The organism is Thalassotalea litorea, assembly GCF_043642205.1.
Lineage (GTDB): Bacteria > Pseudomonadota > Gammaproteobacteria > Enterobacterales > Alteromonadaceae > Thalassotalea_A > Thalassotalea_A litorea.
On record NZ_JBHZSG010000004.1, the window covers coordinates 1 to 26,083 of the forward strand.

Annotated in this window: 27 protein-coding genes and 1 riboswitch; of the genes, 9 read left to right on the top strand and 18 right to left on the bottom strand. The window is 41.6% G+C overall.

Annotation, left to right across the window (positions count from 1 at the left end; genetic code table 11):
• Positions 1–183: 183 nt before the first annotated feature.
• The 5 genes from bfr (ACHUFQ_RS02985) to ACHUFQ_RS03005 form a co-directional block, all read right to left on the bottom strand.
• Positions 184–657: a bacterioferritin gene (bfr, locus tag ACHUFQ_RS02985; RefSeq protein ID WP_394172830.1), complete on the bottom strand. Its 474-nt coding sequence runs from the start codon at positions 655–657 to the stop codon at positions 184–186.
• Between the two features lie 9 nt (positions 658–666).
• The gene (bfr, locus tag ACHUFQ_RS02990; RefSeq protein ID WP_394172832.1) at positions 667–1,146 is read right to left on the bottom strand and encodes a bacterioferritin; all 480 of its coding nucleotides are present in this window, start codon (positions 1,144–1,146) and stop codon (positions 667–669) included.
• 526 nt (positions 1,147–1,672) lie between these two features.
• Positions 1,673–2,155: a hypothetical protein gene (locus tag ACHUFQ_RS02995; RefSeq protein ID WP_394172834.1), complete on the bottom strand. Its 483-nt coding sequence runs from the start codon at positions 2,153–2,155 to the stop codon at positions 1,673–1,675.
• 321 nt (positions 2,156–2,476) lie between these two features.
• Positions 2,477–3,070 (bottom strand): DUF938 domain-containing protein, encoded by a 594-nt coding sequence (locus ACHUFQ_RS03000; RefSeq protein ID WP_394172836.1) that lies wholly within the window; start codon positions 3,068–3,070, stop codon positions 2,477–2,479.
• Between the two features lie 41 nt (positions 3,071–3,111).
• Positions 3,112–3,990, bottom strand: coding sequence for a mechanosensitive ion channel family protein (locus ACHUFQ_RS03005; protein ID WP_394172838.1), 879 nt, complete (start codon positions 3,988–3,990; stop codon positions 3,112–3,114).
• Positions 3,991–4,261: 271 nt separating this feature from the next.
• On the opposite strand from ACHUFQ_RS03005, the gene ACHUFQ_RS03010 reads away from it, so the two are divergent.
• Together ACHUFQ_RS03010 and ACHUFQ_RS03015 are read left to right on the top strand one after the other, a co-directional pair.
• Positions 4,262–4,531: a metalloregulator ArsR/SmtB family transcription factor gene (locus ACHUFQ_RS03010; RefSeq protein ID WP_394172840.1), complete on the top strand. Its 270-nt coding sequence runs from the start codon at positions 4,262–4,264 to the stop codon at positions 4,529–4,531.
• Positions 4,532–4,533: 2 nt separating this feature from the next.
• Complete coding sequence (locus tag ACHUFQ_RS03015) at positions 4,534–5,208, top strand: SdpI family protein (RefSeq protein WP_394172842.1); 675 nt, start codon at positions 4,534–4,536, stop codon at positions 5,206–5,208.
• 752 nt (positions 5,209–5,960) lie between these two features.
• Here ACHUFQ_RS03015 and ACHUFQ_RS03020 read toward each other — a convergent pair.
• The 5 genes from ACHUFQ_RS03020 to ACHUFQ_RS03040 all read right to left on the bottom strand — a co-directional run bounded on the left by ACHUFQ_RS03020 (position 5,961) and on the right by ACHUFQ_RS03040 (position 12,444).
• Positions 5,961–9,110: an efflux RND transporter permease subunit gene (locus ACHUFQ_RS03020; RefSeq protein WP_394172843.1), complete on the bottom strand. Its 3,150-nt coding sequence runs from the start codon at positions 9,108–9,110 to the stop codon at positions 5,961–5,963.
• 11 nt (positions 9,111–9,121) lie between these two features.
• On the bottom strand, positions 9,122–10,348 hold the full coding sequence (locus tag ACHUFQ_RS03025; protein ID WP_394172845.1) for an efflux RND transporter periplasmic adaptor subunit: 1,227 nt from the start codon (positions 10,346–10,348) through the stop codon (positions 9,122–9,124).
• A 66-nt stretch (positions 10,349–10,414) separates the two neighbouring features.
• On the bottom strand, positions 10,415–10,756 hold the full coding sequence (locus ACHUFQ_RS03030) for a hypothetical protein (RefSeq protein WP_394172847.1): 342 nt from the start codon (positions 10,754–10,756) through the stop codon (positions 10,415–10,417).
• Positions 10,757–10,835: 79 nt separating this feature from the next.
• Positions 10,836–11,723, bottom strand: a complete 888-nt coding sequence (locus tag ACHUFQ_RS03035; RefSeq protein WP_394172849.1) for a cation diffusion facilitator family transporter — start codon at positions 11,721–11,723, stop codon at positions 10,836–10,838.
• A complete protein-coding gene (locus tag ACHUFQ_RS03040; protein ID WP_394172850.1) occupies positions 11,704–12,444 on the bottom strand; it encodes a transglutaminase-like domain-containing protein in 741 nt (246 codons plus the stop codon). The genes ACHUFQ_RS03035 and ACHUFQ_RS03040 overlap by 20 nt, the downstream gene beginning before the upstream one ends.
• A gap of 88 nt (positions 12,445–12,532) precedes the next feature.
• Between ACHUFQ_RS03040 and ACHUFQ_RS03045 the strand changes: the two genes are divergently transcribed.
• From ACHUFQ_RS03045 to ACHUFQ_RS03065, 5 genes are all read left to right on the top strand, one after another.
• The gene (locus ACHUFQ_RS03045) at positions 12,533–12,922 is read left to right on the top strand and encodes a Cd(II)/Pb(II)-responsive transcriptional regulator (RefSeq protein WP_394172852.1); all 390 of its coding nucleotides are present in this window, start codon (positions 12,533–12,535) and stop codon (positions 12,920–12,922) included.
• A gap of 120 nt (positions 12,923–13,042) precedes the next feature.
• Positions 13,043–13,666: a tyrosine-type recombinase/integrase gene (locus tag ACHUFQ_RS03050; RefSeq protein WP_394172853.1), complete on the top strand. Its 624-nt coding sequence runs from the start codon at positions 13,043–13,045 to the stop codon at positions 13,664–13,666.
• Positions 13,667–13,780: 114 nt separating this feature from the next.
• Positions 13,781–14,230 carry a hypothetical protein gene (locus tag ACHUFQ_RS03055; protein WP_394172854.1) on the top strand — a complete coding sequence of 150 codons (450 nt, stop codon included), beginning with the start codon at positions 13,781–13,783 and terminating at the stop codon, positions 14,228–14,230.
• Positions 14,231–14,542: 312 nt separating this feature from the next.
• The gene (locus ACHUFQ_RS03060; RefSeq protein ID WP_394172856.1) at positions 14,543–14,827 is read left to right on the top strand and encodes a DUF6881 domain-containing protein; all 285 of its coding nucleotides are present in this window, start codon (positions 14,543–14,545) and stop codon (positions 14,825–14,827) included.
• 199 nt (positions 14,828–15,026) lie between these two features.
• The gene (locus ACHUFQ_RS03065; protein WP_394172857.1) at positions 15,027–15,377 is read left to right on the top strand and encodes a hypothetical protein; all 351 of its coding nucleotides are present in this window, start codon (positions 15,027–15,029) and stop codon (positions 15,375–15,377) included.
• A gap of 44 nt (positions 15,378–15,421) precedes the next feature.
• Here the strand turns inward: ACHUFQ_RS03065 and ACHUFQ_RS03070 are convergent, their stop codons facing one another.
• On the bottom strand, positions 15,422–15,724 hold the full coding sequence (locus tag ACHUFQ_RS03070) for a hypothetical protein (RefSeq protein WP_394172859.1): 303 nt from the start codon (positions 15,722–15,724) through the stop codon (positions 15,422–15,424).
• A 706-nt stretch (positions 15,725–16,430) separates the two neighbouring features.
• Between ACHUFQ_RS03070 and ACHUFQ_RS03075 the strand changes: the two genes are divergently transcribed.
• Positions 16,431–17,447, top strand: coding sequence for a hypothetical protein (locus ACHUFQ_RS03075; RefSeq protein WP_394172861.1), 1,017 nt, complete (start codon positions 16,431–16,433; stop codon positions 17,445–17,447).
• Between the two features lie 52 nt (positions 17,448–17,499).
• Here ACHUFQ_RS03075 and ACHUFQ_RS03080 read toward each other — a convergent pair whose 3' ends face one another.
• Both ACHUFQ_RS03080 and ACHUFQ_RS03085 read right to left on the bottom strand, forming a co-directional pair.
• Positions 17,500–17,745 carry a hypothetical protein gene (locus ACHUFQ_RS03080; protein ID WP_394172863.1) on the bottom strand — a complete coding sequence of 82 codons (246 nt, stop codon included), beginning with the start codon at positions 17,743–17,745 and terminating at the stop codon, positions 17,500–17,502.
• A gap of 362 nt (positions 17,746–18,107) precedes the next feature.
• Complete coding sequence (locus tag ACHUFQ_RS03085; protein ID WP_394172865.1) at positions 18,108–18,518, bottom strand: hypothetical protein; 411 nt, start codon at positions 18,516–18,518, stop codon at positions 18,108–18,110.
• 853 nt (positions 18,519–19,371) lie between these two features.
• On the opposite strand from ACHUFQ_RS03085, the gene ACHUFQ_RS03090 reads away from it, so the two are divergent.
• Positions 19,372–20,562, top strand: a complete 1,191-nt coding sequence (locus tag ACHUFQ_RS03090) for a tyrosine-type recombinase/integrase (RefSeq protein ID WP_394172867.1) — start codon at positions 19,372–19,374, stop codon at positions 20,560–20,562.
• 194 nt (positions 20,563–20,756) lie between these two features.
• Here ACHUFQ_RS03090 and ACHUFQ_RS03095 read toward each other — a convergent pair whose 3' ends face one another.
• The 5 genes from ACHUFQ_RS03095 to ACHUFQ_RS03115 form a co-directional block, all read right to left on the bottom strand.
• Complete coding sequence (locus tag ACHUFQ_RS03095; RefSeq protein WP_394172869.1) at positions 20,757–21,002, bottom strand: DUF6482 family protein; 246 nt, start codon at positions 21,000–21,002, stop codon at positions 20,757–20,759.
• Positions 21,003–21,184: 182 nt separating this feature from the next.
• Positions 21,185–22,282 carry a phosphotransferase family protein gene (locus ACHUFQ_RS03100; RefSeq protein ID WP_394172871.1) on the bottom strand — a complete coding sequence of 366 codons (1,098 nt, stop codon included), beginning with the start codon at positions 22,280–22,282 and terminating at the stop codon, positions 21,185–21,187.
• Positions 22,283–22,376: 94 nt separating this feature from the next.
• Entirely contained in the window at positions 22,377–23,003 is a 627-nt protein-coding gene (gene pnuC, locus ACHUFQ_RS03105; protein ID WP_394172873.1) for a nicotinamide riboside transporter PnuC, read from the bottom strand.
• Entirely contained in the window at positions 23,003–23,269 is a 267-nt protein-coding gene (locus ACHUFQ_RS03110; RefSeq protein ID WP_394172875.1) for a YkoF family thiamine/hydroxymethylpyrimidine-binding protein, read from the bottom strand. The genes pnuC and ACHUFQ_RS03110 overlap by 1 nt, the downstream gene beginning before the upstream one ends.
• A gap of 68 nt (positions 23,270–23,337) precedes the next feature.
• Positions 23,338–25,518, bottom strand: a complete 2,181-nt coding sequence (locus ACHUFQ_RS03115) for a TonB-dependent receptor (protein ID WP_394172877.1) — start codon at positions 25,516–25,518, stop codon at positions 23,338–23,340.
• Positions 25,519–25,542: 24 nt separating this feature from the next.
• A riboswitch (TPP riboswitch) is annotated at positions 25,543–25,648 on the bottom strand.
• Between the last annotated feature and the right edge of the window lie 435 nt (positions 25,649–26,083).

Here is a 26,083-nt window from a genome sequence, read left to right on the forward strand (position 1 = left end):
CCCATCAATTTGATGGGGCTATTGTCGTACGATCCTTTTACCTGTCAACCGATCGATTGCTTATCTGATCGGTGTTAGGCGTTAGCCGGCATTTTTGTTTTCGGTATCGTCCGTGTGATCCGAAACCTTGTCTAAAAGACTGTAAATTCTCAATGAGTGAGCAATAATTTAATGTGATTGGTATTACTCATCATCCATCATTTTTTGCAGATAATTTTTTAAACCGGCCTTATCAATCAAGTATTGTTGAGCTTCGAGCCAATCGATTTGCTCTTCCTGATCCTCAAGGATTTCTTCTAGCATATCCCGGCTCACATAGTCCTGGTGCTGCTCACAAAACAATATCGTCGCTTTTAATGTATCCAGTGAGTCCATTTCAAAAGCAAGGTTGGCTGCTATCATCTCCTCACAATGCTCACCAATTCTCAGTCGCCCAAGATGTTGCAGGTTGGGTAACCCCTCGAGAAACAGTATCCGTTCCATAATCTCATCGGCGTTTTTCATCACTTGAATTGAACGTTTATAGTCGGCCTTATTAAGTCGTTTAAAACCCCAGTTTTTGTGCATCCTAGCGTGCAAAAAATATTGGTTAATCGCAATTAATTCATTGGCGAGTACATTATTTAGCTGCTGAATTAACTCTTTCGATGTCTTCATAGCTACCTCCTATTCACCATCGCCCATTTGCGACTGAATATAGTTTTTCATGCCAATTTTATCGATTAATCCAAGCTGCTTTTCCAACCAATAAACATGATCTTCTTCGGTGTCGTACAAGAGCTTTTCAAGGATTTCCCGGGATTGATAATCCTGCTCTTGTTCACAAATGCCAATCACATCTTTTAGGGACTGAACAACCTCCATCTCCAGTACCAGATCATTCTCCATCATTTCCTTTACGTCAGTACCGATTAGCAGATCCCGACGCTTAACCATATTGGGTTGGCCTTCAAGGAACAGCATTCGCTTAATTAAGAAATCCGCATGTTCCGTTTCTTCCTCGCGTTCATGTTCGAGACGCTGGTACAAGCGATTTAAACCCCAATCGTCATACATGCGAGAATGAATAAAGTACTGATCAATTGCTGCAAGCTCGTTGGCGAGTAAAGCATTAAACCCATCCAACACCTTTTTATTGCCTTTCATAATTACCCTCGATTGTTATCCCAATCACGATAGGAAAGCGCCCCTTTGTAAATATCAACCGTAAGCTTTGGCGCATAATATGTGCACTGCGTTTGTTCCAAATGTGTGCAGTACATCGCAATGTTGCAGACATTTTTCGTAGCACCCTGCAATTGCGCGCATCCGCGCATCAAAAGTGCGAATATTTACGATAATCAACGCTGCGTTCAAACATTAATGCGCTTAACATTAATGCGCTTAACATTTTTGCGCTAAAAAAAACCAACGGTTCATGGAAATGTTAAGACAACGGCGCAGTCGTCATTCGTGACTGGTATTGATACACCTAACTTAAGGATAGAATATTTCGGGGGAAATTCAGGGTTTTTTACAATAAAATCAAATGGATATTAATGATAACGATTCACATTCCCTTTCTCAAAAACGAGCCCGACACAGTAAGCAAGCACTTACACCTGGTCATTAAAAAAGCCTGACGATTAAGACAGGCTTTGATTTGTTGTACTAAATCGCTGAAAAGTCGATGCTAATTTTCTATCTGCAAATAGAGCAAAGCTTGATTATTCACACATTGGGTAAAGCTTTTTTGGCGCTCTTCCTTGCCAAGCGTATTTATTGCCTGCTCGACTTGTGCCATCTTTTTGAGTTGCTGTTCTTGATTCAAGTGCTTGGTTTGATCACTAAAGCAGCCGGTAATGCCATAATTAAGCGCACTGTCAGAGCCTATACCATCGTCCCCCAAACATTGAATCAATTGCTGACCCAAGGTATTTCTATCGGTTTTTAAAATCAGAGTTTCAAGGCTTTCAATGTCTTGTCGAGTATCCTGCTTGGCCAGCTGACAGCCATAATACATATCAGCCACGGCCACTTTTGCCATCAGATTCTGATGTATCTCAGCAAAGTTTTTAACTAATTCTTCCTGACTTTGGGGTATTTCTTCTGCCGCTAATGTAGAAAGGACAATACTGCTGCCAACGATAAAACTGACCAAGCGACGCATAACCATAGGGTTACCTCAAAATAAGAGTGAAATAAGAGTTATACCAATCACATTAAATTATTGCTCACTCAGTGAGAATTTAAAGGCTTTTAGGCAAGGCTTTGATTGCAGAGAATGGTTATTCCATTGTCAAAATCAGTAACGCAGGATAAGTGCCTTTAAAACTCACCCGTAGGGAGTTTATCAGAGGTCCATTTACGGCCCTATACTTCATTAATATAGAACGACTATATCAATAAAATCTATGTTGTAACTGAACCTCTGCCCTAACTCTGAGTTGTGCCAAACTTAATGTGATTGGTATTAACGGCCATCATACCGTAAACGCTATTGACGATAAAACACCAGCAACTGGTTATTAGCAGGCATGGCAATATCGGTATCGAGCCGGAAGTGAGCTGAAGTTGCTAATGTTTCAATCCATTCAAAGTCACGAATACCACTTTGTGGATCCCGGTCTAACAACCACTGTTGAAAATCTGTATTGCTCGCACTGGTATATTGGCCGTTGTATTTAAAGGGTCCATATATCATTAACTGGCCCCCAGGGTTTACCATGGCACTGGCAATTTTAAAGATATTTTCAACTAGCAACGGCGCGACAATATGCAGTGTATTGGCCGTATAAATACAATCGACTTGCTGGTGTTGCCAGGTGTCAGCCCGGCTTAAATCCAAATGCACGGGTGCGAGCAGATTGTCACTGCCAAAAGATTGGATATTATTGGCTAACGGCAGCAAATTTTCTTCAATATCGCTGCATTGCCAACGCATGTCCTTTCGGTATTGAGTAAAATGCAAAGCGTGTTGCCCGGAAAGGCTGCCTATTTCAAAAACGGTAGCGTTCTGAGGTAATCGTGGTGCTATTTGTTCTAATATCACTTGTTTATTACGTTCGCAGGAGGGCGAATAGTTTTCCATAAATCGGCATTCGTTAACATTTTCGCCCAGTCTATCCTAATTTAATCCTGCTTTGCTACCTGGTGCACATGCACGTCCTGCTGCGGATAAGGAATGGATAAGCCATTCTCATCAAACGCTAGCTTAATGTTTTCCATAAATTCAAAATAAACATCCCAGTAATCGCCACTGTTAACCCAGACCCGCACATAAAGATCAATGCTACTGGCACCATGAGCTCCGACAACTACCGTGCGCTCTGGCTCCTTTAACAAGCGTTCATCCTTGTCGAGCAAATCATTGATGACCTGTTTGGCTTTACTAATGGAGTCGTCGTAACTGATGCCCACCACAAAATCGACCCGGCGGGTATCTTCTGATGAGAAATTCACCAGACTACCATTCGATAACAGACCATTAGGTATGAATATGCGTTTATTGTCCGGGGTTTTTAATACAGTATTGAAAATCTGAATTTCATCAACCGTACCACTTTGCCCCTGGGCATTAATAAAATCACCGGCTCGAAACGGACGATACATCAAAATCAAAATACCGCCGGCAAAATTGGCGAGACTGCCTTGCAGCGCCAGGCCAACCGCCAAACCAGCGGCACCTAGCAACGCGATAAGTGAGGTAGTTTCAATACCCACCATCGAGGCGAAAATGATGATACATATCACTTTCAAAACGGTTGAGATAATATCTTCGAGGAATTTCTTTAAGGTAACTTCAACCTCGCGCCGTTCCATTGCCCGACCCAAAAAACGCACGATAGCATTGGCCACCCAGAGGGTAATGCGCAAAACAATCAGCGCAATAACAAAGCTAATTGCAAAATCGATCAACATTTCAGAATACTTATCGATATATTGCGCTAAGGTTGATACATCTATTTTATCTACCTTCTCGGCGATACTACCATCTTCTTGTTTCTGCATTATTTTGCCCTTAATTCATCCAGTTAACTAAAGAATAGTCCAATCCTGATAGTATTCATGCCATTGCTATAGCGCAACCAAAAAATAGCGATAGTGCGCGCGGGGACCAATGCCAACAGCTCAGAGTTAGGGAAGGGCCGTAAATGGGCCCCTGATGAATTGCCACTCAGTGGCATTGATATTAGCTTATTTCGTCTTTAATTTGCTTTTATTTCGTTATTTCGCTAAATTACGAAATATAAAAATTACCAACTAGGTTAAGAGGTTGTAAGTGGCTGACGTTTATCAGGCATTATCCAGTTCTGTGCGCCGGGATATCCTGGCGTTGTTAAAAAAACAGGATCTCAGCGCTGGCGATATCGCCGTGCAGCTCAATGTCGGGCGTTCCACTCTTTCAGGACACTTAAATGTGCTCAAATCGGCAGATTTGGTGGCCACCCAACGACAGGGAACCACCATAATGTACAGTTTGAAAACCAGTGTCGTAGAAGATGTACTTAACCAACTTTATTCTCTTTTTTCTAAAGATAACAAGGAGTAAATATGTCTGCGATGCGATGTGCCTGGGGCGTTTTTTTATTGACCTTGCTTGCCTGTTTAACCGGGCTTTGGCTACTGCCATTAGATATGCAGATCCCGCACCACTGGAATATCCAGGGTGAACCGGATCGTTTTGGTTCGTTGATGACAGCGTTAATTTATCCGCCAGTCGTAATGCTGGGCATTTTATTGCTGCTCTCATTTTTAAAATATTTTGAACCTCGCCGTGAAAATCTGCAACAATCAGAGAAAGCCAAAGGCTGGATTGGTTTGGCCGTGAGTTTGATGTTGGCCCTGATTGCCGGAGCGAATCTGGCCATGGGCATGGGATACGAAGTGCCAATGCTACGTCTTATTATGGTGGCAATATTTATATTATTTATTGTGATCGGTAATTTTCTATCAAAAACTCGCAGTAACTTCTTTATCGGTATTCGCACCCCATGGACCTTATCCAGCGATGACAACTGGCGCAAGACGCACCACTTGGGCGGCCGTTTATTTATGCTAGCCGGCGTGCTTGGCTTAATCATTTCTTTCGCATTACCACATCAGCTATTAACCTGGTTAATGCTGGGATTACTCTTGCCAGCATCGCTCATTCCCATTATTTATAGTTGGTATTTGTGGCACAAAGATGACGGCTCAACGACCAATTCTCGCTCGAACTCAAAATAGTCTGGCTTAAAAACAACCCAAGGCACTTGAAAGTCTAGAGTAAAGACGGGGGTTCAACTCCCCCCCGCCCCACCACCTTCAAAACACCGCAAGCCCAACAATCACATGGGTTTGCGACCACAAACCCACTACAAAACAACAGTAAGTGCCCCTATGTGGGCACTTACTGGGCACTTGTCAGTATTTATGCGGCGTTCAGAAGAATTTTCATTGTTTAATAATGATAACTAGTTTTGACGATCGGGCACGCAATGGGCACGCAGGTGAAGCGTTCAAAACTGCGCTATACGGTACCGAAAAATCTAAAGAGAACAGCATTTTTTAAAGCCAACGGATTGAGTGGTTATGATAAGTTCTGATATGTTATTAATACACCTCAAGTCTACAAATTTGGTATCTATTTGGTATTCCAATCAATCAAGCCGACCAAGTACCCAATACTAATGATTTGGCAGTTAACCAAGCTCATGTTGAGCCTCTGGTGAGTGTCTCTTATGTGCCCAGACTGTGTGAAAACCATTTCAATATAAGAAATTACGTGATGCTATGTAAAATTTTTACCTACTTAGGCTTGAAATCGGATCAAAATTAAATCTCAGTCACGAAATTGATTGGATTTTTTCGATTTTAAGAAGCTACTTTTAATATTCACACAGCCTGTGCCATTAACAGACCTTCATGTGACTTTGTAATCTGGGAGCAAATCGTATGAATAGCCCCACAGAAAAATAAAATGGGGCTATATAGAGTTGTTATGACGTAAAGTCTTTAATTTTTCCTTTAGAGAAAAACTTATACAAGCTTGGTACAACAAATAACGTGAGTAATGTTGCTGTAATTAAGCCACCAACAATTACGCTAGCAAGTGGCCTTTGAATCTCGGAGCCGACTCCATTTGACATTAACATAGGTATTAGACCTAACGCTGATGTGATAGCTGTCATAAGCACCGGACGCAACCTTGATGTCGCACCATCAAATATTGCATCTGCTGTTGCAATCCCATCTTTGATGCGTTGATTTATACTTTCTACCATAACCACACCATTAAGCACCGCCACACCAAACAAGGTAATAAAGCCAACAGAGCTTGGAACTGATAGATACTGACCCGAAAGATATAGTGAAAATACGCCGCCGATAACAGCTAATGGTACATTAAGTAGGATGAGCATCGTTTGTCCTAATGAACCAAATGCAAAATAAAGGAGCAAAGCTATCAAAGCCAATGACAACGGTACGACAATAGAAAGACGCTGCTGCGCTCGCTGCTGACTTTCGAATTGCCCACCAATCGACACCGAATAACCTGCTGGCAATTCTACTTTTGATGCTATCGTTGATTGAATATCTTCAACCACACCTCCCATGTCACGGCCTTGGACGTTAGCTTGAATAACCACTCGACGCTGTACATCATCTCGCCTAACTTGTGGAGGGCCAGACTCAAAAGACACAGAAGCTACATCGCCAATGCGTACCCAAGCTCCTGTAGGAGATTGCAGTCTAATATCGGCTATTGCTTCACTATTGGCTCTAAATTCCTCATCTAGGCGCACGTAAATATCATAACGTTCGTTACCGTTGATAATCTGTCCAGCCTCAACGCCACCAATACCGTCTTGAATCACTTCCATGACATCACCAACAGATAAACCATATCGAGAAAGCTCAAGCCTATTAGGAGCGATAACAAGCTGTGCTTCACCTGCAATCTGCTCAAGTGCAACATCTTTAGCACCTTCAATAGACTTAATTGCAGTTTCTATTTCCCGCCCTTTGTTTGCAAGTACCTGTAAATCTGAGCCAAATAATTTAATCGCAAGCTGTGCTTTAACTCCTGATAACAACTCATCCACACGAGTAGCAATAGGCTGAGAGAAATTTAGTAAAAGACCCGGAAACTCCTCTAATGAGCGTTCCATTTTATCTTGCAGCTCATAACGATTAGAGGCGCTTGTCCATTCTGAAACAGGCTTAAGGCCAATGTAGATTTCAATGTTGTTTACTGGCTCTGGGTCGCCGCCAATTTCTGCTCGACCAATTCGGCTTAATGCGTAAGTTACTTCAGAGAAAGCCATTAGCTTTTCTTCCAATATTGGAGCAACAGATAGCGCTGTTTCCAAACTTGAAGAAGGGGCTAGTGTCACTCTGAGGTTAATCGTTCCTTCTTCTAGCTCTGGCACGAATTCTGTCCCAATTTGTGGAAGAATGGCCGCTGCTGAAGCGACGAGAGCTAATGACACGAAAACAACAAACTTGGTTTGCTTTAATGCGATTCTCAACAACTTTCGATACAAAATGTCGATAGGCTTTAAAATCAAACTTTCCCTTTCTTTCACCCCTTGCTTAAACATAATAGTGGCAAGTGCAGGAACAATAAACAAAGCTACTACAATAGCTGACACCACCGCTAGCATAATGCTGATAGCCATTGGCTGAAATAGCTTTGCTTCAACACCTTCGAAACTAAACAGTGGCGTAAAAACAACGAGAATAATTGAAGCCGCAAAAAAGATAGGACGAGCAACTTCTTTGCCTGCCAATTTTAACTTTTGTTTAGCTTTAATACTTGCATCAGCGCTATCGCCTTCTAGTTGTCTGTTTAGGTGTTTAAACATGTTCTCAACCATAACAACTGACCCATCGACTAACATGCCAATAGCCACTGCGATGCCGCCGAGCGACATCAAGTTGGCTGAAATTCCCAACCAAGCCATCACCATTAATGCAATGCCAATAGAAACTGGAATTGAGATAAGCACTAGAAATGTAGCTCTTAAATTCATTAAAAAGAGCGCAAGTACAATAGTGATAAAAATAAAAGCCAAAGTAAGGGCTTCTACAACAGTTGCCACTGCTTTTTCAATTAAGTCAGCTTGGTCATAAAAAGGCTCAAATCTTACACCTTCAGGTAATGCCTGATTAATAAGCTTAGTTCTTGCGTTAATTCCATCTATTGTCGCTTTGGTATTAGAACCCATGCGCTTTAATACGACGCCAGAGACCACCTCTCCTAAGTTCTCAACACTGCCATTGTTCGTTTTACGGGTCATAGTGACAGCGCCTTGTCTGATCTCAGCACCAAGCTCTACTTTAGCGATATCCGAAACAGTAACAACTACACCATTAAGTGTTTTGACAGGTACCTGTTGAATATTCTCAATACCTTCTTCACCATTTTCGAACCAACCAGTACCACGAATAACAAGCTGTTCTTGCCCTCGATTCATGTACCAGCCACCGACATTGGCGTTGTTATTTTCAAGCGCTGATACCACATCCTCTTGGGTTAACTCGTAGGATAATAATTTGGAAGGATCGACATTAACTTGGTATTGACGAACGTTACCACCAAATGACAGCACATCTGTTACGCCGTCTACAGGCATTATTAGTAGTTTAATGATCCAGTCATTCAGGCTTCTAAGCGCCATTGAATCATACTTACTTGCCTCATCTGATATCAGCAAATATTGAAATACCTGTCCTAAGCCGGAAGTGTTTGGTCCCATCTCTGGTGTCCCAACCCCAGCAGGTATCAGTTCCTTTGCAGCCTGTAGGCGCTCAAATACCAATTGTCTTGCAAAATATATATCCGTGCCTTCTTTAAAGACTACAGTGACACCCGACAAACCTGTTTTTGAAATAGAGCGCACTTGTTCTACATCTGGTAATGCGTACATCACAGCTTCAATTGGATATGTGATAAGTTGCTCAACTTCTTCTGCGGCTAAACCCGGCGCTTCAGTATTAACAGCAACTTGCACGTTTGTAACGTCTGGAAACGCATCTAAATTCAACTTAGGTATGGTGATAACAGCACTTGCGATTAATGCAAATAGTGCGATTAGCACGAGCAATCTATTGTTAATAGACCAATCAATAATTCGATTAAACATAACTGGCCTCCCTAATGATTGTGCGGGTCAAAGCCGCCCTTAGCTATCTCAGAGGCGACAAAAAAAGCACCACGGGTAACGACTTTTGTTCCAGATTCAATACCAATAATTTCTCGATATTCGCCAAAAGCTCGACCTCTTGTTACTTCTACTGCTTTAAACTCATTTGGATGGTCTTCAATAAATACAGTCCAATCACCGTCACTGCTTCTCATCAACGCTTCTTCTGGTGCTGCAATGACTTCATCTTTTGATTCAAACTGAAAATAAACCTTCACAAACATACCTGAATGAAGCTTATGTTTTGTATTCGTAACCGAAAGCCTTACTATTCGGGTTCGTGTAATTGGATCAATAGTGTGAGCTTCTTGAATGACATTGGCTTGGTATTTAATACCATTCAAATCAATTAAGGCAGGACTGCCTAATGATAAATTTAACTCTTTATTAGGAGGAACATTTGCTTCTACCCAAAGGTCTGTCTCATCGGCAAGTAACATGATGGTTTCACCCGCTTCAATGCGCTGACCTTGCATGAAGTCATCTTGTAATACAACGCCTTCCCGCTCAGCTATAAGCACGTACTGCCCAAACGTAGCGCTACCTTGTTGCGCTATTTTATCAATTGCTTGTTTTGTTAAACCAAAAGCGACCAACTTGCCATAAACGCCTTTATAGATGTTTTCTGCTTCAACAAGTGTGCGTTCGCTTATGTTATTGCTTCCTAGCTTTTTCGCTCGCTTCCAATTAGAAGAGGCAATTAAAAAATCCGCTTGAGTTTCAGCCATTGTTTCGCTGAACAAGGTAACTAATTTTTGTCCGGACTTTACGTGGTCGCCTAAGCTCGCATGGCGATTGATAACCACAGAATCTGTGCGAGGCGACACAAGATAGCTTTTATAACCGTTTGCTTTCACTTCTCCGGGAGCGTAAACCATATTCTGGTATTTCTTTGGAAACAACGCCTCAATTTTTATGCCTGCTAATTCAACCTTTTCAGCACTTAAAGAAATCCCCTCAACATGTTCCTCTTCTTTAACGAGACTCTCGGTTTTATGTTCTTCATCCTCTGCATGGTCATGCTCATCAGTAGCTTTCTTGATAGACTTTTCATGTTCATGCGAATGTTCATCGTGTTGTGTGTTATTTTGACTTTCATTAGCCAGTGCTGTGTTTATTGAAAACACAGCAAGAATGACTACTAACGCTACGCCAGTAGTTCGAAAAATATTATTCATAATGACTCTTAACTTTTATTAAACCAAATTGTGTTTGCGCAAAAGCGCACTGTATGGAGTAAAAAGTTAAGTGATAGGTGGTCGGTAGAGCCTAGATTGAACGCCCAAAGGCAATAAAGTTAATTTGTTGAAGTTATGTGAATGATTTAAAGACAGGTTTGGTACAAACGCTTTTACTAAAATCCAACTGGTATGGTTGCCACTACAGTGTCCGCAATGGTGGCAGTCCTCAATATCATGTTCGTTATCACTATCTAACTGAGGAGAATGATCTGTTTCGTGGTCATGAATGGTTTGGATATGCTCAACGTCTAACTGATGAGTTTCCATGCTTGCAGATACAGCGACAAACGATTGTAAAACAATCGATATTATCAGCAGTATTTTTAAAGCAATTTTGGTGTTCAATATTCTATTCTCTTCATTAGACGTTGGTAATTTAACAAATTTCTGAGTACAAATCTAAGCCCGCAATTAGGTTAAAATGTTAATCATCTCTGCAAACTTCATCGGGAAATTCAAACTCTATGGTGGTATGCGACAATTCAAAATCGCTTAAGTCTTCAGAAATTACTTGCTTGAGTGATTGTAACTTGGGAACATCATACGGAGCATTCAAGACAAGGTGCGCTGTTAGCACATGACTTTCGCCATCTAAAGACCAATAGTGCAAGTGATGAATTTCTCTCACCTCAGATTTCAAAAGTAAGGCTTCGGTTATCTTGGTTTGTGTTTCTTTATCAGGTGACGCTTGTAAAAATAATGCTAACGTAGACCTTAAGTTTTTTAGAACGTTAAATAAAATAAAAAGTGTAAAAGCGATAGATAACAATGGATCTAAAATAGGCCAATCCACAAACATCAAGATAATTGATACGATTAGAACAGCAACCCAGCCAAGGACATCTTCTAATAGATGCCATGTTAATACCTTTTCATTTAATGTGGTTCCAGCCTTAAGTTTATATACGGCATAACCGTTTACTGTAACCCCAAGTAATGCCAATCCTAGCATTCCCTCAACCATTGGCATTTCTGGGTTAGATAATCGAGGAATGGCTTCAAACAAAATAAAGATAGAGCCAGCAATTAAGACAACGCTATTTATTAAGGCACCAAACAGTGACAATCGCTTATAACCGTAACTGTAAGTCGAAGATGCTTGTTTATCTGAAAAGTGACTCAACAACCAAGCAAAACCGATAGATATGCTGTCACCTAAATCATGGACTGCGTCAGCCATGATTGCTGTACTATTAGTTAGCCAACCGCCGATGAATTCAATGATGGTAAAAGTAACATTTAGAAAAAATGTCCAACCAATGCGTTCATTTTTCTCGTGTGCATGGTGGTGACTATGATTGTGGCTGTGCATTTTCATCTCTAGCTTTGTTAACGGTGTTTCTCAGGCGATTAACATTCATATTGATAAGATGACGAATCACCGACTGATATAACCAGCGTTTTACGCCTGACAAATTAGTGCCTTTCTCGCTGTAAAATTCATCTGGCGAGTTGTATAAACCAAAGTCATCATGAATGCCTTCCTTTTGAATGTATGTATTTTTTCCTATCCATTCAGTCTGAGGTTTCTCCAAACAGGTGGTTGCGATCCCATATCCACAGAAATTCCCTTTATCTTGATTGAACTTAGATTGAACTGAGCTTAGATAATCATTGTCGAGGATAAAACCTTCTAAGTTAATCCATTCACCATCAAAAAAGACTTCAACCCAACTATGAATAATATATTTAGGCGCAAGCCAAAATACGTAAGCGGGAATAGCGCCTTTTTGCAGTTGTTGGTCAATCGTAAATCCATGAAATCGGCACTGAATACCGAGCGCCCGTAGTAGAGCCATTAACAAGTTCCCCTTGGTGTTACACTGGCCATAACCATCAGCCAAAACTTCACTTGCTGTAATATCATCACTGCGGTTATAGCCGAACTGAATTTCGTCTTTAACATAAGTGTAAGCAGCACCTATCTTGTTGTAATCATCTAAATTCTGCCAGCCTCGTTCTTTAATTAATCGTTGAATAGCGTCGTGACTAAAATTTAAGATTTTTGTTTCAGATAAATATGTCTCGTTCATATCACCATCACTTAGGTAGTTTATGCTTTGCATAACAGAACTATAAAACCTATAGTAACTATAGAGTCAAGCTAGAATTGAAATTAATATGAAAATAGGCCAACTAGCCAAGGTATCTGGCTGTTCAATACAAACAATTAGGTATTACGAAAAAGAAGGGTTACTGAATTCGCCTAGTCGTAGCGAAGGAAATTTTCGGTTATATGATGAAAAAGCTCTGAAGGAGTTAGAGTTCGTAAAGCATTGTCGAAGCCTCGATATCACATTGGCAGATATTAAGATCTTGCTAGATCTGAAGAACAAACCAGAAGAAAGCTGCTCCTCAATAAATGGCCTAATTGCAAACCAGCTTGATTTAGTCAACCAACGTATTAAGGAGTTGAATGTATTAAAGTCAGAGCTTCAAATAATGAAGAAAGCTTGCTCTACAGACGATACAGTTGAAAGATGCGGGATTATGAGAACGCTAGAGGTGTAATTAAAACTCAATGTCCGCTTGTCGCTCATTGAAGCCGTCCAGATTCCTGGCGGCAACTCGAGAATTAGAATATACAATCATCGGTGATAATTAAAGCGCTTTCGATAAAAGGAGCGCTGTATGAATCACTTTACTCAAGACAAACCTTTCATTCCCTGGAACAAGGCTCAAATCGTAGGACAGCGTAAACCGCTGAAAATATCTCATATCTGGGGTATCCGAGTCCGGCTTGAACTAACGAACAATCACCGTGATTTGGCATTATTCAACATGGCACTTGATAGTAAGCTTCGCGCCTGTGATTTAGTATCACTGAAAGTATCTGATATTTCCCATGGTCGTAGAATATTATCCAGGGCTACGATAACCCAAAAGAAAACCGGAAGTCCGGTGCAATTCGAAATCACTAAGGCCACCAGAGAGTCTGTAATTGCCTTGATTGCTATAGCTGGACTAGATGCTAACGATTACCTCTTTAAATCCCGCCTAAAGGATTCTGAGCATCTTAGTACGCGTCAGTACAGCAGGATATTTCATGGTTGGATATCTGCTTTGCATTTAGATCACAGCCTGTATGGTACTCATTCTCTGCGTCGTACAAAGCCATATCTGATATACAAGAAAACCAAGAACCTCAGGGTGGTTCAGTTGCTCCTCGGCCATAAAAAGCTGGAAAGTACCGTTCGTTACCTGGGGATTGAGGTTGACGATGCACTGGAAATATCGGAGTCTATAGAGGTATAAATTATTGCCTGATGGGGATATCCCTATCAGGCCGTGATGAGCGAACTGCAGTCATTCTATCAATCTAAAGTGAGTATTGAAATTCGATAGCTTGTCAGCTTCACAAGGAACGTAATGTATAAACTAATCTCTTTTTTATTTTTACTTCTTCCACTAAACGCAAAAGCGGAAACCATTGAATATTGGTCTTGTAAGCAATCTCATAAGTTGAGTGAAACGATGTTTGGTGTAAATGAATATACCACTCGATATAACTTTGAGAGTAAAACTTCTATTCAAGAAGGGAGAGTAATAATCACTGACAAGTCAAAGAAGTCTGAGATTAATTACACGATTGAATTTGATTATACCGAAGTTGAAAATAACTCGAAAAGCATTGTTAGGGACGTTAAGTCAAAAATAGTACAAGATGAACTGCAATTATTTTCCGGTGACGCATTTCGTGGACTTCCAAATGTAGGAGATATTGTGCAAGGTAAGTTCAAGATGCTCGACAACAATACGAAGCATTTATCTTTTGAGGGTGGCACTGTCGTTGAATGTCTCAAGAGTTTATCCAGTTAATTTAAAATTGGTCGAGCTGGCACGGTTGAGTCTTACTTTTTTATCCGGTAATTTGGATGTGCAGCCTGGGGCTGTAGTGAGCGATCTAGAGACATTCAACCTTCCTTTTTTTATTCGTTTAAAGTAATTTGCTTGCTTAGTCAGGAATGATCCAATCGCACGTTTTTGTCCTAGACCAAACTACATTCCAACTCTATTTTCTTAGCGCTAGCAATTAGTTAGTGGCTTTGGTAAAAATAGGTCATTTAAAAAATAAGCGATGCTACTGCAGAAAAACGCGTGATTGGCTCGCTATAAACTTGTTAAGTGCTTATGAGATATATTGACGTGCAATGGAATCATGATTTTAAAGACGAACCAATTCGTTTGGTCTCTGAAATTGGGCCAGATGAATTCGAAACTAGGAAGCTAGAGTTCTTTCCAGGTGGAACGGTTGGTTATGCATATGAGGATATAGAGTCCAACAGCACGAGGCTAGGAATCGATGTTGTTCCATCATTGGAAGAAATAAATTCGGAACAGGAATTTGAAGGTATTTCTATTTCAAAAAGTGATTTTGAGCAGCTATGGGCTAAGTATGTTCCTGGCTGCACTTAACAAGGAGCAGCAACGGACTGTCAAACCTAGCACTGTGCACGGCGTTAACGCTTCGAAGTCAGCGTATATTAGTAATTGCTAACGGGCAGCTAATGGCACATAAGAGACACTCTGCTCCTACCATTTTTCATCAAAATTGTCGAAATTCCCCCTACCGGTTCCTTGTTATTTGTGCCCAACCAAACAACAAGGAAAACCTATGAAAATGGAACAAAACTATCTAAACATTAAATTTGTCAGCCAATTGCTAAACCAACTCAATGAGGCGTTTCGCTTGGAAGAAGATGTATTGCGTGATGTAACAGTAAATAAGTGGGGGGTGCACGATGATTATATTTTTTGTGAGCATCTGCAGAAATACTTTACTGAACTTTTACCGCATGAACGCAAGGCGTTAATGTCGATTGCTCGGACTGTCATTTGTGCTTCGGCTGAAGCCTATTATGAATTGATTGAGGACAATTACCTGGGGTATGAGATGCAGGACAATGAAGCGCTCAGCTTAAATGAATTCATCGACAGACTTCAAACCGAAGGCGCGGAGTATTAGCCCTAGCCTTCATAAAAAATACAGCCCCTTTTGGGGCTATTTTTTTACCAGTCGTCGCTAAACGATGAGCCTATAGAGCTATCGAATGACGAAAAGCTATCATCAATCGAGCTAGAAGAAAGTGAATCATCAAAACTACTCGTGCAGGTATCGATACCGATAGAGCTTGTTATATCCATGTCATTGCTACATTGTCCATACACCTTGCCTTCCACATCTATCATAGAGTCGGGGACCATAGGTGTACCATCACAATTTATGATTGGTGTTGTGCTAGTGTTACTTGAGCCTAAATGTAACGTTGAGGTGGTATCATCAGAGCCGAATAACCAATTGAATAGTCCCATATTTTTCTCCATGCTTAATTATCAACCCATTCCATTTTAAGGATTTTTCTGATAATTTGATGAATTCTTCGTACGCGAATGCGACCTAAAATTCTTACCTTTCTGTCAAACAAGCCTCCCTGCCCTAACACTCACCTCTGATTCGATACGCATTATCTGCCGAAGGCAAAATAACCAAATTTTTAAGGATTTAAAAATTCAAAATAAGCGAATGTAATTCGCAACAAATCGCGGAAGCAAACAACCACGATAGTGGCTTGTTTGGTGAAGCCTACCGAAAGAAGCAAAGCGGCTGAGTGGGCTCGTTAGGATTTCGCCTTAAGCGAAATTTTTCGATTTTCTGTGGGAAAATCGGAAAACCTAACATCACGAAGTGATGAATAAATTGAGCCTCTCTCGGCTTCTCAGCCGGGCGATATTTATGGACTAAGGGGCCCACTCAGCAGTTTAATGCTGAGGTAGCGGGTATTTCCTGAGACGCCCGAAGGAAGGATAGCCAGACCGCGACAAGTCGCGAATAGTCTGGCGTTCAGAGAAATAGCCAAAACGAAGTTTTTACAACGACTGTTGATTTAGCTTGCAGCATGCAAAGCGTGGCGAAGCCCTACCCTGATGCCAGGCATCAGGAAAAACGAGTTTGATACATGGTAGCAAAATTATCCTTAGCTGAACCTTGATAAAGGTTTACAAGCAAGTAGGAGAAGCGATGCAAGAATTATCAATCTATCAAAATCTGGGGACTCGATTTCTCATTCCCCCGGAGTACAACAATCCAGCTCAAATCGGTCATGCCAGGAGAATTTCGGTTCTCTATGTTATTGGTCGATTTGGCTTTAGTAGTAAAACCGTTATTCAGTATCTTCTAGGAATTCGCCGTGAGGCCATCAACAAGTTATTTAGAAAGTTAGTGGTAGACGGCTTGATAAATGAGCGAAAAAGTTTCGGTAGTAAAGATGGTGCGGTGTATTACTTAAGTGCCAAAGGAAAGCGATTCATCAGCTTTGAAACGGAGTTGGAATATCATCAGAAAACCGATACCAGCGCGCACAACTCAAAAACCGAAATTCACGACTTGAGTGTTCAAATATTTGTAATTGACAGGCTAGTCAAGAGCAATGGCAATGTCGATCGTAATAGTGATCAGTATACAGCATTCGTCACTGAAAAAGAGCTAAGAGAGGCCGGCTATGGGCGCTTTGGCGAGCTCAGACATCTAAGGGCAGTCGATTCGTTATTATACCATCCTCAATCGGATTCCTGGCACGCCGGTGAGGGCGAATTTTCGAACAAAAAGAATCTGAAAACCCCGAACAATTATCTTCGACCAGAGATTTTAGAACAGTACCGGCGTCAATTAGTAGCAGAGGATGGTCTCTATGCTCGGGTACTATTTTTCAGTCATCGTGAGCGTTTCCTCCGACAAATTGCCGCTATAACAGATGAAATCATCAAAGAGAATGCGCTGGGTTATACCGATAAAGATATTGAGGTATTAACGGCGTCATTAAAGTATGTCCATTCATTTTGCCCTACTCTTTACGAGTTATTTTGGAACCCGGATGCTAAGTTAGACAAAGACAGTCACATCAAAATTGACCAAGACAGATTCGAGCAAGCGGTGGCCTTATACTCGGTTAGCTCATCCAACGAGTATCAACAAGGCTTAACCGATGTATTTCGAACACTTGGCATTAAACATCCAAACATACCAACTAACAAATAAAGGCATAAAAACAGGCACCGCATAGCGGTGCCTAATCATAACGGGTTGCCCGTCAATCTTTAACCATATCTGGTCGGTGTTTGGCGACATAGCATCGTAATCCGATACTGGTACCAACCATTGTCAAAGCCAATACCGTCAAGCCAACAATGACATGAAGCTGAGTATCTAAATCTTCTTGCAAAAAGATGACTATCATAATCAGCGAAATCGATGTGGCCTGTAGTATCCTCAAGCCAATTTCACATAAGCCTTGTGAGGATTCATAGATATAAATTAAAGATTCTTTATTTTTCATAGTGTTTCCTTTTTCATTCATGGAACTGTCTTCCATAACTATGTAGAAACACCCCAGGCGAAATATGGGGAAAGGGAGCCAATCTGGCTCCCTTTACAGTCGATATGCTTTCCTTTTCTCACCATTGTCGCAATGACGTTGGCAACATCCGGTATGAGCTTCCGATCACCCACGGAACGTTGAGCTGGTCATAGAGGTCAACGTCAACTCAGTCAAAACGCAAAGCTCGGAAACTTCACTTATTTGCTGTAATAAGTGACAGCGGCACCTTGCCCCAACATAACTTCCGACTGCCCTAATAACTAGTTCCAATGTGGGGAAATTATTGCAGGAAAAAGAAAAGGGAGCTTTCGCTCCCTTGATTAGACTGAGTTTTCGCACAGCGTTAACAATGATTCATAGTTTTCATTGGAAAAGAACACAGATTTGGGAACCCCAGTAAAATTGAAAAACGCCATATCATCGACGTTATGCTCGATAAACTGGCAAATTTCACTAAAGAAAAAGCCGAATACCCATGCCCTTTCATCCGGCGAGAAATATTTCCTATTTATGTGTTCTGGAAGTTCAGAGCGCAAACCATCACTGATAGAGAAACCATTTGTTGCTCCAGCATGGTTACGGTATTCATATATTGCTTGTTTATTTTCTTCGTCGAGATACCAGCAAATTCGCAAATCATCCGGTTTGTCGCCATTGCCCCAGGGGCAACGAGAGCGACGTACCATTTTATGAATCCAGTTGAATTGTGTGCTTTCTGTCTTTTGGGTCATTGATATATCCTCAGTTTTGTTAACCTCGAATTTATCTAGGCCCCTCTCAGGAGAATTATTTCAATCGTTGGGTAAAATACCGTTATTTTCCGTTTGGAAATTTTTTGCTTATGAGCATGCCAAGTGAAAATTGGTGTCTGAAAAAGTTTTGGAAAATCAAAAATGTCAGTTTTCGTATAAAAACCAAGCAAACGAACAAAAAATCGATTTTTTTTTAAAAAAAGTGAAATTCGCCTGTTTCAAACATAGAACCAATATTTTTCAAGTCTTTAAGAATTTTCTTTCGATGAGCCGGGACTTGCTAAAACCCGGATAAAAACCTCTCGCCACCAACAAATAAACAACAAAATCAGGAATTTAAAGAAAGTGGGTGTTCAGATAAACAATGGGTAAATTCTAACGTTAATTTTTTTACGAGAGGGTTCCAATGTCTTCTGCTTTCAGCTTAGATAAAGGTGAATTCAATATTCTGAGAGCGTTTAAGTTGAATATAACGTCAAATTTAATAGTCGAAAAACAGGTTAGCCAAATGACAGCACCTGGAGATTTTGGAGAAGTAAAAATTAATATGCCGCGTTCTAATTATGTAATAACTCCCCAGTCTAAAAATGTGAGTAGTAAGATTCGTAGATCTCGAGTTAGTATTTTTTCTCGTATGCAATTATTCACGATCCAGTAAGGAAGTAAATGTGACCTTACCTGTAGTACCAATATCTAAGTATTGTGAGATTAGTGGCGAGAGTCGTGTGGCCGTTGAAAGACGAATCGAACGAGGCGTTTGGGTGGTCGGAATACACGTGTTGAAGATAAATAACGTCAAAGAACGCTGGGTAGATTTAGAGGAGATTGCGATATGGGCGCGAAACGCAAAATGCCGAGGGGTGTAAGTATCCGAAAGCACAAAACGTGTGAAACAATTCAAATTAACTTTTATTACAAAGGTGTTCGTTGTCGCGAGTCGCTCGGCTTATCCCCTACCAGGGGGAACATAGCACATGCAAACAAAAAGCTAAGTAATATTGAAAGCGAAATCGAACTAGGGACATTTCGGTATGCGGACTATTTTCCAAATAGTCCGAAGCTAAAAGTATTTGGACTGCAGACGTCAGGAGCAACTGTAGAGCATTACATGGATGAATATATCAATAATGCTAAGAAGCGTGGCTTGTCTCATACCACCATTAATGGTTATCAAAAAGCTAAGTCTGCCTTATCAAAATTGTTGGAAATTACTGTATCAGAATTATCAGCCAACGATGTGCTTACTTACGTCAAAACAGCAAAGGTGTCTCAGAAAACAATAAGAAACCGCGTATCGGTGCTGCGTTCGTCGCTTGATCAAGCTGTGATTGAAGGATTAATCAAAATAAACCCAGTAAGCGCAATAAAGATATCTTTGTATACCGAAAAACAAAAAAAGACCAATACACGTGGGGCGCATAAAGATGTTGATATTTTTTACCCCGCAGAGATTGCCAATATATTAGATCACGCAAAACCTGTAACACGAAACATTATTCAACTGGTATTCAACACAGGATTACGTTCGGGTGAATGGGCTGCTTTGAAATGGCATGATGTCGATTTGAGCGCAAAAGAATTACTCGTTTTTGATGCATATACTGAAGGCATGTTTACAAGCCCAAAAAGTGCTGCTGGCTGTAGAACTATTCCGTTAAACGACACTGCAATAAATGCATTAAAAGCTCAAAAAGAGCATACCTTTTCAAGTAGTGAATATGTATTTTTAAATTCTCGAGGCCGCCCTTGGAACACTGAAACTTTCAGAAAAGGTCACTGGAAATCAATATTGGAGAGCGCTGAAGTCAGATACCGAAGGCCCTATCAGATGAGGCATACGTTCGCGACGATGCATATAAGTCAAAACGAAAACCTTTGGCAAATAGCCAAATGGATGGGACACACATCTCCAGAAATGCTTTTCCGGCATTATGGAAATTTCGTGAGGGAATTCCAAAATTCAGACGGGAATTCAGCTCCCCATAAGGGAGTTGAACAGAATAAAAAACATATCCCCCACTAGAAACCAACACCAACGGGCACCCAGAGGACACCCAAAAAAGAAAAACCCATAAAAAACAAAAGCTTGAGCCAGAAAGGAGCGGGGTTCAACTCCCCCCCGATTCTGGAAATGTCTTTTAGGACGATAGAGATAGCTCACAAAAAAAGCCTGAAGTATTCAGGCTTTTTTTTCTGGATAGGGATGGATGAAATGCATTACCACTTCAATTTGATGCGTAGTTTATCGTTCGAGGATGGCAGGCCGCACATCTCCTCGTAAGGGGTTGCCTGTTCTAACCAGACTTCGTTTAAAAAGTGCTCATTAAAGTGTTCTTTCACATCGGCCAGACAATTAAATTTTAACGGTTGCTGTTGCTCATCGGTCACCACGGTGTGTTTACCACCATCACCAACTTTGACTAAATACGAGTTTCCTTCCAACGATTCAATAAACAAGTCCATAAACTACCTCACTCTGAATCCGTAACACCCACTAAGATGCTGTGTGCTTAGTGGAAACCTTTAAAGTAAACGGATGGGAAAATGGAAAGGATCAATCAACTTCAGTTGACATCACACAGCCTAAATTTAACTGTAGCGCAATTCTGGCCTGCTTCTAGTGACTTTTCAGGATAATCGGCAGTTTAATTTGTAAACAAATAAGACAGCGTGGACGATTGGGTCAGTGATTCGAAGGCGTTTATCTGCCAACGGGCAGAGGCAATAAACTTTTCATTTTCCCGGCCTTTCAGGATAAACCACAGGCTATTTAATAATAAACATGCGGGAAGATAAGCCCGAAGCAAATCGACATTAACATTTGCTCCTGAAGATGCTTGGTAACCTTGTACCACAAGCTCAGGAAACGGATGAACATGGCCATTTTGATGGTTACTAGATTTGTCGCCAGTGCCTTTGTCTTTGTCTTTGTCTTTGTCTTTGTCTTTGTCTTTGTCTTTGTCTTTGCAACAATCCTGACTAATAAATTGCTCAAGCGTTAACGGATCAATCGCAATAAACATCGCCAGATCATATTCTCTTGGCGCAAGACACAGATATTCTAAATCAACAAGCCATGGGCGCCCGTCGGCTTCCAGCATGATATTGCCAAAATGTATATCGCCATGGGTCATTACGCTATTTTCGGCATAAGCAGCAATGCCTTGTTCCGCCGGGCATATCGTATTGATTAATGACATTAACCGTTGTTCTGAGTCTTCATTTAATGCAAGCAAGCCAAGCTGAGATCGCAGAGCAGAACCCAAATCTAACGGTGCAAGCGAACCTGCTTCTAATTTTTTCGCATGCAACGCTGCCATCACATCCATAGCAATAGTGGTTTTCTCATCATGCGATAACGCGCAATCCTGCAGGCTTGTACCATTGATAAAGCGCTGCACTTGCCATTGACGGTCCTGATAGACAATGGCTGGGCTAATGTCTGCCAACGCATGATTCATTGCCAAACCATTTGTCTCTGAATCCATCGTTGGCTTTATCGCAGAGTGGGTCGCCAAATTGGCATTTGCGTATAATTTGATATCCGCATTTTTATACGTACTAGACATTGCCGCATCGATATTCTGCAAGCCTAGATGTTTGACAAAAAAAGCATCGGAATTTTGATGACCGATGACTTTGCAACAAGGATTGTTACCACTGCCCACAAGCGGGATCACCGAGACATCCAGCCCCTTAAAGCAAGGCAGACGAACCAACTGGCTAATTATCTCGGCATTCATTTACTTAATTTTCCAACCATATTGGTTAATTTGATTTTTATCGACGCTAAAACGCGGGTTGCCATTAAATTGCAACCCACAATTTTACCACCAATTACTCGGTCGTGAGCGAGGCATGTGCCGGCAATTGCGCCTGATGGTACTTGGCCCGCCAGTTAATATAACCATAAACGGCAATAACCACGTAAATCGCAAATAACACGGCGGTAGGCTGTAATGATTTTTCGATATAGATATATATCGATACCAGATCAATTACCACCCAGTACAGCCAATTCTCCAATACTTTTCTGGCAACCAAATAGGTGGCAAAAACAGCAAATACAGTGGTTGCGGAATCAATATAGGGGAAATCTGTTGGCGTATAGGTATCCATCAACCAGCCAAGGGCCAAAGACAATACCGATAAAGCCGCAATCGCAATCAAATGAGTAGATAGACGCCAGCGAATGATACTGCTGCCCAGAGACTCTCCCGGCGGCTGTTTTTGCCACATAAACCAACCATAGATGGCCATGACAAAGTAGTAGACCTGCAGTAACCCATCCATCCACAGGTACACGTCATAGAAGATTGCGGTATATATCAAAGTGCTGATCAGCGCCGCAGGCCAACACCAGATGTTAACTCTCGCGGCAAGAACGACATAAAGTAACGCCGTGAAAACCGCTATCAGCTCCCACAAGGGTAGAGTGGCGATATAATCAACAAATGCTGACATTAGCTTCGGTCTTCCGCAAACTGACGATCGCCGCCAATAAACTTGCAGACAAACACGGCTGCGCCCAGGGTTTCATGGACTTTTTTGATTTCGGCCATCACCGTCGACGTTGCCAAATCATATTCACCGAATACCTGAGTACTCATACCATTGGTGACAACCCGTAAACCTGCTGTCGCATTAAGATTATCAATAAAGCCCCAAATCTGGTCTTTATAGGTTTCTTCCGCCAGCGGATATAAACTGATTTCGATAGATACTTGCATGAGCACTCCTGACAAGAATTTTAAAACTCAGAGCCCCGATATCAGGGCTCTAATGTTATCTCAACAACTTAAAAGTTGTAGTCGAAAGTTACACCGATTCGTGCTGGTTCGCCATATTGATAATAAGGCTTCGCCGCGTATCCATCGCGAGGATCATTACCGAAATAAAAACCTCGGGTAGCGTATTGCTCGTCAAAGACATTGCGTCCCCATAGCTTAACGCTCCACGCCTCCGCCTGATAGCTTAGCGATGCCGCCCATAGGGTAACACTGTCGGATTTTTGCTCATGACTATCGGAGAAGTAAAACTCGTCTTTACCTTCGACATTAACGTTAAATAACAATCGATCGGTGAAATAGTAATTGGCGCCAGCATTAAACTGATAGTTGGGTGCATGCGCCTGATCGCGACCGGTTTCAAGCGTACCATCGCCGTAAGTAAAGCCTTCGAACTCGGTATCCAACAGACCCAGGCTACTGTATACATTCAAGGAATCGTTGATGTCCCACAACAACTCCACTTCAACACCAGTATTACTGCCCTTAGCAGCATTATCCCAATAGCTGATAAATTCACTACTGCCATCTTCACGCTCATCTAAATGATAACTGCTGATTTGAATATCATCACGACTCATATAAAATGCTGCAACCCGAAACAGCGCACTGTTATCCAAAAACGCCGTTTTAAAACCAATTTCGTAGTTCCATAGGTATTCCGGGTCAAATGCACGAAGCTCGTCAGGCAAGCTACCATTGCTGTTTACGCTACCGGCTTTATAACCGCGATTTATCGAGGCATAGGTCATTGCCGCGTCAGTTAACTGATAGGAAAGCACCAGTTTTCCGCCAACCATTGCATCATCCGGTTTAAAATCCAGACCATCTGAATTCACATAATCGGTATCGCGCTGTTCAACACGCAATCCGGAAGTCAGCGTTAACTGCTCAGATAAATGAGTTTGCAATTCGCCAAATATTGCCAGGTTTTGCGCATCGAACGAGGAAGAATAGTCACTATCCAGGTAAGTATACTGACGGATTAAATCTTCCGACTCATTTTTCCCATAAACACCGACCACCCAGTCGGTGCTACCAGCAAAAATACGGTGTTCAGGGTTTGACACCAAACGAAACTCTAATGTGGTATTTTGGCGATCACGCAGATATCGATCCGTTGAGGAATATTCCCACGGGTGCAAGCCAACATAGCTCCAGTCTTCATCATAGCCATAGGCTAAGTCGGAATTGGCATGGGTAAGGATAGAGATGACATCGAAAGAATCCTGACCTGTGTAGGTAAATTTCACGCTACCTGCGGTAGTTTTTTGCTGATCAAAGCCAGGTTCATCAGAGAAAGTTTCACGGGTATTATCTAATGAAAAGGCATCATAACCATTATCAAAATCTGCGTGAATCAGACTGATATCGACGTCAAGGTTTTCACTGGCGGCAATCGCCAGTTTGCCACGTAAGGTTAACTCATCGCGGTTATTGGTGTCTTCGCGATTCAGATAGGTGTTTTCAATAAAGCCATCGCTAACATTTTTTTCCGCGACAAAACGATAATTGATGCCATCTGTAGCCGGACCCGATAGCACTAAGCCTGAGCTTAAGCTGTCGTAATTGGCCGCGGATAAACGCACCCGACCTTCAAATTCATCGGTTGGTGCATTGGATTGCAGTGACACAACCCCCGCCAAAGCATTGGCACCAAATCGCGTGCCCTGAGGTCCTTTAAAGAACTCGACTTGTGCCATATCAAAGGTTGAAGCGATACCGCCGATACCTGCCAAATCGATATCGTCCATCAACACACCGACAGATGGATTGATGACTTCCTGGAACTGACTACGTTCACCAATACCGCGAACCTGATAGTAACGGGCGCGCTGGGAACCGCTGGAAAAATTCACATTGGCAACCGCGCCAAGAATATCTTCAAGATTTTCCGCATTACGAGTTTCCATGTCTGCAGCAGACATGATCGTCAATGACGAAGGAATAGCTTGTAATGATTGTTCACGAAAATCCGATTGTACGGTTATCACTTCGATGCTTTGTTCGTCAGCATTGGCAGCAGTATCGGATTTATTTTGGGTTTGATTTTGGGCAAAAGCAGAAAATGAGATTGCGCTCGTTAAGATCGCAAGAGTAATAGGTGATTGAGTAAAATTCATGTTTTTCTCTACATCATCACCGGAGTATGAAAGCGGCAGACAAATCACGCCAAAGGATTCTTCAAGCACCTAAGGTGCAAAAATCGATTGGAGAATTTAGTCTTTAACCATCCCTACGCCGGTATTATCCGTTTCAGGTAATAAGGGTTTATATTCTCAGCTCCGCATAAATTTATGCAGTGCACCCCTTGGTTCGGCAGGGATATTAACAACATTGAAATAAAAGTACAGGAAAATATGGAGTTAAGGTTAAAAAGGTGGGTAAAAAGCAAGGTGGATAAATACTACTTTGGGCGTATTTTAGACGACAAACTAACGTCGCTGGATAAATGCTCCCTGCGTCGCATTTTAGGTGACAGGCTAACACCGGTTAAAAGCAGACCTTTGCTGCGCTGTTTGCAGCATTGTCAGCAGCGAGAAATCTTAATTTCATGCTGTCAGTGAGTCGAATTTTGCCTTTTCAAATTCGGCTCTGTCACCCTAGGAGAGCTTTAGCTCGACTTGTCACCCTTCGCGATGTCGACTCCGACTTATCACCCGTTTCAACTAAGACTTGTCACCTTGCAAAATCAACCCCCCTTGATTTTGCATTCGTCTATACTTTTGACTTCTATAGTCACGAACCTCAGGCCTT